This window comes from Candidatus Binatia bacterium (assembly GCA_036382395.1).
Classification (GTDB): Bacteria; Desulfobacterota; Binatia; order HRBIN30; family HRBIN30; genus JAGDMS01.
The window spans coordinates 14821-27500 of record DASVHW010000302.1 but is presented as its reverse complement, the minus strand read 5'-3'; the positions used below and the strand labels follow the sequence as shown (position 1 = coordinate 27500).

Here is a 12680-nt window from a genome sequence, read left to right as displayed (position 1 = left end):
AAGACCGGCCGCACGCTGGCGGAACGGACTTTATAGAAAACGCTTCACGCGCAGTCAACCCCCCCCAGCGAAATCTTTTTCGGGGAAGAAATCGAAGGCCAGGACACGCCGCGGCCCAACCTGAATCACCAGATTCTTTCGAGTTGGGGTGATATTGTAGTGGATGTCGGCAATCCGCTGCCCGTCGACCCGCACCGCTCCTTGCTGAATCAGGCGTCGCGTCTCGCTCTTTGTTTTCACCATCCCCGCCGCCATGATCACATCGACAAGGGGCAGCGACAAAGGCAATTCATCCCGCCATTGAAACGTCCGTAAATCCTTGGGCAATTCACGTCGCTGGAAGCGCTGCTCGAATCTTCCTAGCTCATGCCGCGCTATGGCCTCGCCGTGGAAGCGGCTTACCATAAGAAACGCCAACCTCTTTTTGACGTCCATGGGATGCGCTGTTCCTGATTCAATCTGATGACGAAGCGCACCGACATCCTCAGCAGTGAGCAGCTCGTAGTAGCGCAGCATCATCGCATCCGAAATCGACATGATCTTACCGAATATCTCTTCCGGTAGGTCGGCGATGCCAATGGCGTTGCCGAGCGATTTGCTCATCTTCGCAACGCCGTCCGTTCCTTCGAGCAAGGGGAGGGTCACGACGACTTGTGCCGCCATCCCATAGGCCTTTTGGATCTCGCGGCCGACGAGAAGGTTGAAGCGTTGATCCGTGCCACCCACTTCGATGTCAGCCTCCAACGCAACTGAGTCGTACCCTTGAATCAGTGGGTACAGAAACTCATGTACGCCAATGGAGCGTTGCTCCTGGTAGCGCTTCGCAAAGTCGTCACGCTCGAGCATCCGCGCCACTGTATAATGCGCGCACAGCCGCACCATGTCAGCCCCCGACATCCGGTCCATCCACTCGGAGTTGAAACGCACCTCGGTTCGCGCCGGATCCAGCACCTTGAAAACCTGCTGCTGATAGGTTTGAGCGTTGGCAGTGACTTCCGCGCGTGTCAGCGGCCTACGCGTCTCAGACTTCCCGGTGGGGTCGCCAATCATACCGGTGAAGTCACCGATCAAGAAGATGACAACGTGACCAAGGTCCTGGAATTGACGGAGCTTCGTAAGGGCCACTGTATGGCCGAGGTGCAGATCAGGTGCCGATGGATCGGCGCCAAACTTGACCCGCAACGGTCGGCCCACCCGCAGCTTGATCACGAGTTCCTCTGCGGGCAGAACGTCCACCGTACCCCGCCGAATAGCTGCCAGTTGTTGCTCGAGCGATCCGGCATTTTTCAAGGATTCTGTTCCCATCGTTGGATGTGAATCCGTCACGCACTATTAGGAAATGAGACCCGCTTCACCATGAGTACTAGATATCACAAACGTCCTGCAGCCGCCGAATGCTTTGGGCTCGGCCGGTTTCCGGATCTACATCGAGAAGGGCTCCTTGTACGACAACCGGGCCGCCCGCAACTTCGAATCTCACCGGCATGTGAGTCAGGAACCTGCGAATGACCTGCTCGCGGCGAACGCCTATCACCGACTCGGTCGGGCCACACATGCCGACATCGGTGATATAGGCCGTCCCTCCGGGCAACACGCGCTCGTCAGCGGTTTGCACGTGCGTGTGGCTGCCGAGCACTGCAGAAACCTTGCCGGCAAGAAACCAGCCCATGGCTGCCTTCTCGGAAGTTGCTTCGCCATGCATGTCGACAATGATCACCCGAGCTCGCGCCCGCAACTCCGGCAGTAGGTTCTCTGCCACCCGGAAAGGACAGTCTACGCTATCCATGAAAACACGGCCGATCAGGTTCACCACGCCCACCGGGGTACCATCCGCCGTTTCGTGCACCGTCCAACCGCGCCCCGGAACCATCGGAGGAAAATTGGCGGGTCGCAGCATGCGCGGCTCATGGGTGATAAACTCACCAATCGTCTTTTCTCGCCACACGTGGTTGCCGGAGGTCAGCACATGAACCCCCGCGTCGAACAAATCACGAGCACTCTTCGGATCGACCCCGATTCCGCCGGCGACGTTTTCACAGTTGGCGATCACTAAGTCGAGCCGTTCGCGGTCAATCAGACGCAGCAGCAGCGCACCAACCGCACGCCGACCTGGCTTGCCCACGATGTCGCCAAGAAACAATATGTTCATCGGTCGGCGCGGCGGTCCCAAAAGAGACCGCCGCCAACATGGGGACTGTCCTGCTTAGCGCGCGTATTCACTGGCGCGCGTCTCGCGAATGACGGTCACTTTGACCTGGCCAGGATATGTCATTTCACTCTCGATCTTACGGGCGACCTCGTTCGCCAGCGTTGAGGCTTGATCGTCGTTGATGGCGCGCGGCTCGACGATGATCCGGATCTCACGGCCGGCCTGAACCGCAAAGGATTTCTCAACGCCTTTGAAGGAGTTGCTGATGCGCTCCAGGTCCTCGAGGCGCCGTACGTAGCTCTCCAACATCTCCCGCCGCGCCCCTGGCCGTGCACCAGACAGCGCATCGGCCGCATCGACGAGCGGCGCCAGGATAGTTTCCGCTTTGACCTCTTCGTGATGTGCCGCAATCGCATTCACGACTTTTGCTGACTCTCCATACTTGCGAGCGATGTCCGCGCCGATGATCGCGTGTGAACCTTCGACCTCATGGGTGAGGGCTTTGCCGATGTCGTGCAAGAGCGCCGCCCGCCGTGCTTGTTTTTCGTTCAAACCCAATTCAGCGGCCATGGCCCCGCAGAGAAATGCCGCTTCGATCGAGTGCGCCAACACATTTTGCGCGTAGCTGTACCGATACTTCAGCATGCCGAGCAACTTGACGATCTCGGGATGAACGCCATGGATGCCCACCTCGAAGATTGCCTTCTGCCCTGCCTCGCGAATACTGTCCTCAACTTCTTGCTCGGCTTTACGTACCACCTCTTCGACCCGCCCAGGATGGATACGGCCATCGGAGATGAGTCGCTCAAGAGCGATGCGGGCGATTTCACGCCGGATGGGATTGTGACACGACAAAATCACGGCCTCGGGGGTGTCATCGATGATCAAATCAACCCCTGTCGCCGCTTCAATAGCTCGAATGTTGCGCCCTTCCCTGCCGATGATGCGGCCTTTCATGTCGTCATTGGGGAGTTGGACAACCGAGACGGTTCGCTCAGCAACAAACTCGCCGGCCAGGCGCTCGATCGCGATCGTGACGATTTTCTTGGCCCGGCGGTCGGCCTCAGCCCGAGCCTCTTCCTCCACCATGCGAATGCGTTTCGCTGCCTCATGGCGTGCCTCATCGATCATTTGGTCCATAAGCCCACGCTTGGCTTCCTCACCCGTAAGACCGGCAACACGTTCGAGCTGCTGGCGCGTCTCCTCGATAGCCGCTCGGCACTGCTCTTCCCGTTCTGCCAATCCCTTCTCTTTCTGCCGCTGTGCCAGTTCGAACTTTGTAACCTCCGCTTCCCGCTTTTCGATTTGCTCGGCCCGCTTCTCCAGATTCTCCTCTCTGGAAGTCAAACGGCGCTCGATCTGTTGCAGTTCCCGCCGCCGTTCGCGGGACTCCTTCTCTGCCTCAGCTCTTGCAAGCAGAATGACTTCCTTGGCCTTAATCTCAGATTCCTTTCGCACCGTTTCGGCTTCGGCGCGGGCCTCTCCCAGAACTCGGCGCGCCGTTTCCTCAGCGTTCTGAGCCTGTTGACGCGCTTGCTGTCGACGCACGCGATCGAGAATGAACGCAAAGACAGCTGACAATAGAACGACCAATAAGCTACTAATCAGGTAACTCATCATAATCGCAGCCCTCCTATCTGGAGCCGTCCGGGCCGCACCTCACTTTCCCCACACCGAAGGACCCGTTGCTCCGTGATGATGTAATCTAATGCGACATCCCATGGGTCGCATGGGAGTGCTGGACAGCGCTGGAACTCATAGGCTAAGCCCAGCCGTACGATCCCGTGCGTCGCATCTCCAAAAGCTCGATCATAGAAACCCCCACCGCGGCCTAGACGTGTGCCCTTATCGTCCCAACCGACCACTGGCACCAACGCAACCGCCGAGGTCACGGCCGGCAGCGGGAGGCCTTCGCGAGGCTCAAGGACGCCACCGGGACCGCGCACCAGTGGTTCGCCTACTCGCCAACGGACAAACCCGGCTTTCTCCCCACTCTTGGGAAGGTATAATTCCCGATGCACTGGGGCGCTTTCGGCAATGACCCGATCCGTGGGGATCTCGTTCTCAGTCGGAAGATACGCGATGACCAACTTGGCCGTTTGGTAGACAGGCAGAGTGCTAAGCAGGGCACAGACCGCCGCACCAGCAGCTTTCACCGCTTGAGGGGGCAGTTGCTTTCGCCGTTCCCTCAGCACTCCCCGCATCGCACATTTCTCGGCACTCATCATCCGGTCTACTTGACCGGGGCGAGGGTCAGCAACAGGTTCGAAATGGGCGGTTCGTCACTTACAGCGGTGCGGGGGCTCCAGACTTCGCGGGATCCTCAATCCGATCCGTTCAGTTTTCATCCATGGATCCACCATACGATGCGCGTACCGCCAACAGCTACTTAGAGGCAGTGCCGACAAAACCCCCTCGTATTTACACAACTCCATGCAACACAACCCAGTTCAAATTCATATCCCACAGCCAACCCCTACAACCCCATTTCGGCGACGTCGTGATTGCGTCCTTTGATAATTGCACCCATTCTTTGAGCCTCCGAGATCGGAAGCCTCGAGACATAGAGCCCACGAGCTGAACACCTCAGGACACAAAGGGCACCACTTCTCACAACGCTCGCGGTGTCTTCTCCTTTCCATACCGAAGAACTCAGCGGTGGAGTCGGGCTCCGATGCGCTGCGTCATCCGGTTCATCGTTTTGTAAACTTCCTCTTGTTGATGCTGTAGTTTCCAATATTCGCTCGCAATATTCAATGCCGTAACGAGCGCAAGGTGAAGTGACGTCGTCGCGAGCTGAGTATCCGCAAGCAGGCGAATTTGCTCGTCCACGTAACGGGCCACCGCCCGGACGTGTTCTTCGCTGTCCTCGCTCCTGACGGTCAGCCGCTGCCCCATGATTTCGATTTCTAGCGGCTCGCTCATGCAACCTACCCCAGGTCCAGAGCTTCGAGCCGGCTCAGGATACGTTCCAGTTGAGCCCGGATCTCGGACCGTTCGTGCTGGTATTGCTGCAGTTGGCCCGTGACTTCGGCAAGCTGCTTTTCTCTGTCTTTCAGGCGTTGCAGAAGCGCATCGTGTTGCTCGCGCACCTGCTCGTGCTGGTCCAAGAACTGGTCAATCTCAGCTTCTAAAACCTTCAAGTTTTCTAGGTCGATAGCCTTTGAGACATCAAGCACTGCTGCACCATAGAAGACGCACCGCCAGCATGTCAAGCAGAAGTTGGGAGCAAGAGAAATCAGCCTGCAGCCAGCAAGGCCTGTACGAATGCTCCAGCGTCAAAAAGAGTGAGGTCAGACGGGTTCTCCCCAACACCAACGTAGCGAATCGCCACTCCCAACTCTGCCCGAACGGCCAAAATCGCCCCGCCCTTTGCGGTGCCGTCTAGCTTCGTCAGCACAATGCCAGTGACTGGCAAGGCCGCGCAAAACACGCGCGCCTGGCTAATGGCATTCTGGCCGGTGGTGGCATCGATCACCAGCAGAATCTCATGCGGCGCGCCTTCTACTTGGCGGCCGATGACGCGGACAACTTTCTTCAGCTCCTCGATCAGATGCGTCTTCACATGCAGTCTGCCTGCCGTGTCGACGATGACGACCTCGATACCACGCGCCACAGCAGCCTTCATTCCATCAAACGCAACGGCCGATGGATCGGCGCCGCTCTGATGTCGAATGCACAAAGCACCTACCCGTTGCCCCCAATGCTCGAGTTGCTCGCCCGCTGCCGCACGGAAGGTGTCTGCGGCAACCAAGAGGACCTTCTGCCCAGCTTGCCGGTAGCGATAGGCGAGCTTGCCAATTGTTGTAGTCTTGCCGACACCGTTCACGCCGGCAACCAGGATCACGTAAGGCATTGCCATCGAAGGCGCAGCCGCGCCGTCTTCGAGAATAGCGCGCATCTGATCGCCCAGTGCGCAGCGCAACGCTTCAGCATCGGCCAGTTCGCCAGCCAGAGGCCGCACTCTCGCAAGAAGCTGTTGAGTGGCCTTGGGTCCGACGTCCGCTGCAAGCAGGGCTTCTTCGAGTTCCAACAGACGTGCTTCGGTATCCTTCCCGGTGCCCCACGCCTCACGCAAGCGGGCCAGTAGCCCCTGTCGAGTTCGCGCAAGGCTATCCTGTAGACCTAGCGGCCTGGGGGCTTCGCTCAAAGGAGGCGTAGAGGTGGCCCCGACGGCAGGAACGGAACCTCGCCGCCTCCGCAAAAAATAGACCCCCACAGCCACGAATACGGCAAACGCGATCGCACCGCTTAGCAGCGCAATTTCCCAGCTCGAAGGCATATCCTAAGCGAGTCGACAGCCGGCAGTTTACCGTCTGGAGTCAGCAAATGCGACCCATGCCAAGGCGTCGGCGATGTCGCGGGGGGCCGAGCCTCCCTAGTGCATGGCAACGGAAATGACTTTGGAAACCCCCGGCTCCTCCATGGTCACACCATAGAGAACATCAGCCGCCTGCATGGTCCGTTTGTTGTGTGTAATCACAATGAACTGGGAATGCTCGCTCGTCTCGCGCACCAAGTTGGCGAACCGCCCAATATTGGCATCGTCCAAGGGAGCGTCGACCTCGTCCAGAAAGCAAAAGGGAGTTGGGTTGATCAGAAACAGGGAAAAGATCAAGCTCACCGCGACGAGGGCCTTTTCACCGCCGGACAGTAGCGTCACCGTATCGAGGCGCTTCCCCGGCGGCCGCACGACGATTTCTACGCCCGTCTCGAGCAGGTTGTGCTCGTCGGTCAACACCAACCGTGCCTCACCGCCCCGGAAGAGCCGGGGCAGGACGGTCTGGAACTTCTCGTTGACTGCAGCAAAGGTTTCCGCGAACCGCGTACGCGACGCACGATTCAGTCGCTGAATCGTGCGTTCGAGGTCGGCCAGCGACCGTTCCAGGTCCTCCTTCTGTGTCCGCAGAAATTGCGCCCGCTGTTCCAACTCCTGCAGTTCATCAATGGCACCGACGTTCACCTCGCCGAGCCGGCTGAGTCTTGTGCGCAAAGTGTCCAATCGGGCAACGGCTTCTTCTTCCTCTTCACTCGGCAGACTGGCCGATTCATCGGCCACGTCCGTTCCGTACTTTTCTCGAATACTCTCCGTGAGCTGTTGAGCGCGCAGCCGCTTCTCCGTCAATGCGATCTCACACTGAGCCGCCCGGAGCCGCAGGTCGTCCAATTGCGCACGGGTATCGTGCAGCCGGCGGTCATGTGCTGCCACCGCTGCGCTGGCTGATTCGAGCGCGGCACGGGCAATCTCGATTTCACCTTCGATGACTTGCCGCTGCGTTTCCTGAGTGGCACTGTGGGCCTCCGCCTCCTGCACAGCGGTTTGCAGGCTGGCATGTTCCCGCTCAGTCTCTTCCAATTCACCGGCAATGGCCGCGGCTCGCGATGCCAACTCTTCGCGTTGCAGGGCCAAACGCGACAACGCCGAGACGGCGGCCTGCTGACGCTGCCGGCGTTCCGCCACGCGGACCTTGATGCTGGTCACCTCATTATTGAGTTCATCCACCCGCACCGCGGCACGCGCGGCCGCGTCCTGAGCCGTGCGCAGTACCGATTCCAGGGCTTCGCGTTGGCCGCTCACCTCGGCCAATTTCAGCTCGGTCTTCTGGAGATCAGCGGCGCGGTCGACCTCCTCGGCGGCGGCGCCCGTCGATTCGAAGCGGACCACTTCCAGGCGATCGAGCCAGCGGGGCCGTTCGCTTTCTAGACGTTCGAGATCTTTTTCGCCCGCAACCAGTTCCAGCGTCAGCGCGTGCGTTGCTTGGTCGAGGCTCTTCAGCACGCTTTCCTGCTCAGCCAGTTCACCCTGCAGTCTCTCCAGTTGCACGCGAGCACCATTCAGGCGGGCCTCCGCCGCGGCAACCTCGGTAGCCATCTCAGTCGCCAAGCGCCGCCGCGAAACGATCTCCTCCTCAAGCGGCCGTTCACTGCCACCGGTGATGACTCCGGTTGCATCGATAACGTCACCTTCGGGCGTCACCATCGTGACGTGCACACCGTTTTGGCGCCACAACGCCAGGCCGGAGTGCAAATCCGGCACCAAGACCACCTCTCCGAGCAACGTCTCAGCAACGCGGTGATACGGTTCCGCGACGTCGACCAGATCGAGCAGCCGACGGGTATTCCCGTTGAGGCTGCTGGCACCATTCCCATTCATCCGGACCGCGCGCGGAGCCAACGGTATGAAGCTGCCACGTCCGGAATCTTCCTGCCTCAGCCTTGCGACCGCCCCAACCCCATCGTCCTCTTGCCGAACGATCACATACTGCAACCGGTCACCCAGCGCCGCCGCGACTGCCCGTTCGTACTGCTGCGGAACGCCGATGACATCCGCCACCACGCCTAGTACTCCGGCTTCCCCCTGAGCCCCCAGCAGGATAGATCGCACACCGCGCTGGTAGCCTTCGTAGTTGCGCTGGATCTCCTGCAGGGAATCCAGTCGCGAGCGCAACTGGAGTAAGACGTTCTGCGTCTCGCTGAACGTCCGCTCCCAGCCTCGGCGTTCCTCAGCCATCAAGCGGATACGCTCCGCGCGCTTCTCCTTTTCCCCCTCTGCCGCACGCAGCCGATCACGGAGTGCCGCCACCTCGGCATGGCGGGCTGCCGCTGCCGTCTCCAGCGCAGCCAGGCGATCAGTAGCCTCCGCTTGCTCGGCCGCTAGCTTCTGCAAGCGCCGTTGCGCCTCGTCCCGCTGCCGTGTCAGCGCAGCCAAGGCGTTGCGGCATTCGGCCTCTTTCGCCGCCAAGCTGACGACTGCGTCCTTGGCGGCTCCCACCTCATTGCTGGCCGATCCAACCTGTGCGCGAGCCTCGGCGAATTCCTCTTCCTTTTGCGTCAAGTCACCTTCGTCGAAGAGCACGAGCTGAGCGTAGCGATTGCGCTCCTCTTCCTGCTGCTGCACGGCGTGCTGGATCTCTTCCTGCTGGCGCACCTGCGCAACCGATTCTGCCTGCAGGCGCGTCATGCGGCGCGTGCGTTCGCCAACTTCCTGCTTCAACAACCCAAGCCGTTGCTGCAGACTGCGAATCTCCGATTCCAGGACAGCCGCAGCCTCGCGTCTTTGCGCCAGGGACTGCTCAGCAGCAGCTTGCGCAGCAACCTTTTCAGCCCGCTGCTCTTCTAATCGCGTCAGCTCTGCGTGCGTCTGCTGCTCCTGTTCCCGATACGCCGACAGCTCGGCCTCCAGAGCAGCAAGCGCGGCGCTCAGTTGCCGCCATTGGCCCGCGCACAGCGCGAGGTCGAGCTGGCGGATCTCTTCCTGCAGCGCACGGTACTGTTCCGCCTTCTTCGCCATGCGATGCAGGTATTGGATCTGCCGCTCTATCTCGCGGAGAATGTCATTGACGCGCAGCAGGTTCTCTCGGGTGCGCTCCATCTTGCGCTCGGCGGCAAGCTTGCGACTGCGGTATAGGGTCGTGCCCGCCGCCTCCTCAATGAAGAGGCGCCGGTCCTCCGGCTTGGCATTGATCAGTTGCTCGACCCGGCCCTGCTCGATGATGGCGTAGGCCTTCGAGCCGATCCCGGTACCGAGGAACAGCTCGGTGATGTCTTTCAACCGACATGGCGTCTTATTGATGAAGTACTCCGACTCTCCCGAACGGAAGTACCGCCGCGTAACCATGATTTCTGTCAGTTCGCGAAAGTGTGCCGGCACCGTGGAGACATCGAGGTCGAGCTCAGTAGCGGATCGCCGCGTCTCCGCGTCGTTCTCAAACGTCAATGACACCTGCGCCATTCCGGTTGGCGCAATGCGTTCATTCCCATTGAAGATTACATCCTCCATGGAATCGCCGCGGAGGTGCTTGGGGCTCTGTTCGCCCAACACCCAACGAATGGCGTCGACGACGTTGGACTTGCCGCACCCGTTCGGACCGACGATTGAAGTGACCCCCGGGGGGAAATCCAATACGATCCGATGAACGAAGGACTTAAAGCCGATTAGTTCGAGTTGCTTGATCCGCACACCACCACCCCACCGTTCCGAGTATTTCACAGCCACTGCGAAGCGTCAACAAATTCCTCCGTCAACGCTCCCAAAACCCGGCGTGGTTTCCCTGACCTATTCCAACAGTTCAGTGTTCCAATATGAAACATCTATAGCCGAAAGGAAAGGCGCCCATTCCTTGTATCGGCGCGGGCTGAAGGTCTCCAGCATGAACGGGGTCCATTCCGGACGGCGCGGTGGCCGCAGCAGCCGCATTCCTGCCTGCTCGGGAGTGCGGCCACCTTTCCGGCGGTTGCAGGTATGACAGGAGCACACCACGTTCTCCCAACGCGAAGCGCCCCCCTGCGAACGCGGCACCACGTGATCCAAGTTCAACTCAGTGCGCGAGAATTTTGCGCCGCAGTATTGGCAGATGTTACGGTCGCGGCCGTAAATATTAAATCGGCTAAAGCGGACCTGCCTTCGCGGCAGACGGTCGTAAGTAACGAGGAGAATCACCCGAGGCACTCGTACCACGCGGTCAACCAGACCGACCGTATCGTGGTGAACTGAAACCGACAGATCTGCCCAGCTGTCGAAGTCGAAGGTGCGGTACTGTTCGTTCACGGCACACGCAACACCCTGATACAACAGCGAAAACGCCCGCCTGACCGAGGTGATGTGGACCGGAAGGTATGACCGATTGAGAACTAAGACCTTGGTATTAAGAACTGGTGCGGCAGCCGACATTTCCGAACCACGTTAGCGCGCGAAAATTCCTAGCTGGCAAGCGCGATGAAGTCAACATTATGACACCCCATATCAAATGCAGGTAGGCGTCAGTCCTGTAGCACGTCCTTGCCCTTTTGCAGTGCTATCCCTATGATGCCGCCGCAGGTGGCCATCGTCTTCCATGTTGAATCCACGCCGAGCACAATAGCAGCCCTCTGATCCCCGAACTCCAGTGGCGCGTGAGATCATCATTAATTCGGCCCCGTACGAAACCCGTGTCGCATTGCTGGAGCAGCGGCGGCTGACCGAGGTGTTCATCGAGCGCGCCCGCGATAAAGGAGTCGCCGGGAATATCTACAAGGGCCGGGTCACCCGCGTGTTGCCGGGAATGCAAGCGGCCTTCGTTGACATCGGTCTCGAAAAGGCCGGTTTCCTACACGGCTCCGATCTCTACGCCGAGTTGGGTGACGAGTTCATCACCGAGGAAGGACCGACTCCGATCGAAGTGACGGCTGATGCAAGTGCCGCCAACCAGAAGGCAGTTCCTCGACGTGTACCCATCGAGGAGCGCCTCAAGAAGGGGCAAGAAATCCTTGTGCAAGTCGCCAAACAGCCGATCGGCAGCAAAGGCGCCCGGATAACAGGGGTGATCTCGCTCCCGGGGCGGCACCTCGTGTTCACCCCGTCCACCAACCATGTCGGCGTGTCGCGGCGCATCGAAGATGAGAGTGAGCGTACACGGCTGAAGGACATCGTCGAGTCGGAACGTCCTCCGGAGGGCGGCTTTATCATCCGCACCGCGTGCGAGAGTCTGTCCAAGCGTGAGATCCAAGGTGACATCCGCTTTCTGCTCAAGCTCTGGGACCGCATCCTGCACAAGAGCGAACGCGTCGGAGCGCCGGCCCTGCTGCATTACGACATGGACCTGGTGCTGCGCACCGTGCGTGATCTCTTTACCGCGGAGACGCAGCGACTGGTCGTCGATAATTCGCGCGACTACCAGCGGATTCTCGATTTCCTGGACACGGTCATGCCGCGTCTGAAGTCGCGGGTGGAACTCTACGATGATCCCGAACCGATCGGTGACCGCTTCGGGATCGAGTCACAGATCGCCAAGGCACTCGAGCGCAAGGTCTGGCTGAAATCCGGCGGTTACATCGTAATTGATCACACCGAGGCGCTAACCGTGATCGATGTCAACACGGGACGCTTCGTCGGCAAGAAGACACAAGAAGAAACGGTCCTGCAAACCAATTTGGAAGCCGCCAAAGTCATCGTCGAACAGTTGCGCCTCCGGAACATCGGAGGGCTGATCGTGATCGATTTTATCGACATGGAAGATCGCCTGAGTCAACGCCAGGTCTTTGACGTCCTCAGCGACGCGCTCAAGAAGGATAAGGCACGATCGAAGCTCTTGCGGATTTCGGAGCTGGGGCTCATCGAAATGACCCGCAAGCGCACGCGCGAGAGCCTGACGCAGCTCCTCTGCGCGACGTGTCCATCCTGCACTGGTCGAGGGCAGGTGAAATCGACGGAAACCGTCGCCTACGAGGTCCTGCGGCGCATCCAGCGCGAGGCGGCCCTCAACACCAGAGTCGCACAGATCACCGCACAAGTGCATCCCGCCGTCGCCCAATTCCTTGACCGCGAAGAGGATCGAACTTTGCGATCGCTGGAAGCCAGCCTGAACAAGAAGATCGTCATCAAGGCCCTCTCGGACCTCGAGGAAAGCCGTTACGAAGTCATCGGGGTCGAGGCTGCGGCCTGAACGCGAATTGAAAATTCTCATGGCTGTGGCTACATAAGGGTCACAGCATCATGGTCGCACACAGCAGAAGCCACGCTTCAGGCGGGGCACGGGTGCGGCTGCGGACGGAA

9 protein-coding genes are annotated in these 12680 nt (G+C 59.6%); 2 read left to right on the top strand and 7 right to left on the bottom strand.

Features of this window, described 5'->3' with window-relative positions:
- Window positions 1-54 precede the first annotated feature (54 nt).
- From tyrS to VF515_14230, 4 genes are all read right to left on the bottom strand, one after another.
- A complete protein-coding gene (tyrS, locus tag VF515_14245) occupies window positions 55-1305 on the bottom strand; it encodes a tyrosine--tRNA ligase (protein HEX7408797.1) in 1251 nt (416 codons plus the stop codon).
- Window positions 1306-1363: 58 nt separating this feature from the next.
- Window positions 1364-2149: a TIGR00282 family metallophosphoesterase gene (locus VF515_14240; GenBank protein HEX7408796.1), complete on the bottom strand. Its 786-nt coding sequence runs from the start codon at window positions 2147-2149 to the stop codon at window positions 1364-1366.
- Window positions 2150-2203: 54 nt separating this feature from the next.
- Entirely contained in the window at window positions 2204-3766 is a 1563-nt protein-coding gene (gene rny, locus VF515_14235) for a ribonuclease Y (protein HEX7408795.1), read from the bottom strand.
- A 1035-nt stretch (window positions 3767-4801) separates the two neighbouring features.
- A complete protein-coding gene (locus VF515_14230) occupies window positions 4802-5074 on the bottom strand; it encodes a cell division protein ZapA (protein HEX7408794.1) in 273 nt (90 codons plus the stop codon).
- Between the two features lie 50 nt (window positions 5075-5124).
- On the opposite strand from VF515_14230, the gene VF515_14225 reads away from it, so the two are divergent.
- Window positions 5125-5283, top strand: a complete 159-nt coding sequence (locus VF515_14225) for a hypothetical protein (protein HEX7408793.1) — start codon at window positions 5125-5127, stop codon at window positions 5281-5283.
- Between the two features lie 104 nt (window positions 5284-5387).
- Here the strand turns inward: VF515_14225 and ftsY are convergent, their stop codons facing one another.
- From ftsY to VF515_14210, 3 genes are all read right to left on the bottom strand, one after another.
- Window positions 5388-6299: a signal recognition particle-docking protein FtsY gene (gene ftsY, locus VF515_14220; GenBank protein ID HEX7408792.1), complete on the bottom strand. Its 912-nt coding sequence runs from the start codon at window positions 6297-6299 to the stop codon at window positions 5388-5390.
- Window positions 6300-6527: 228 nt separating this feature from the next.
- On the bottom strand, window positions 6528-10139 hold the full coding sequence (gene smc / locus VF515_14215; protein HEX7408791.1) for a chromosome segregation protein SMC: 3612 nt from the start codon (window positions 10137-10139) through the stop codon (window positions 6528-6530).
- A 66-nt stretch (window positions 10140-10205) separates the two neighbouring features.
- A complete protein-coding gene (locus VF515_14210; protein ID HEX7408790.1) occupies window positions 10206-10820 on the bottom strand; it encodes an HNH endonuclease in 615 nt (204 codons plus the stop codon).
- A gap of 214 nt (window positions 10821-11034) precedes the next feature.
- Here VF515_14210 and VF515_14205 point away from each other — a divergent pair, with 214 nt between their 5' ends.
- Window positions 11035-12570, top strand: a complete 1536-nt coding sequence (locus tag VF515_14205; GenBank protein ID HEX7408789.1) for an Rne/Rng family ribonuclease — start codon at window positions 11035-11037, stop codon at window positions 12568-12570.
- The last annotated feature ends 110 nt before the right edge of the window (window positions 12571-12680 follow it).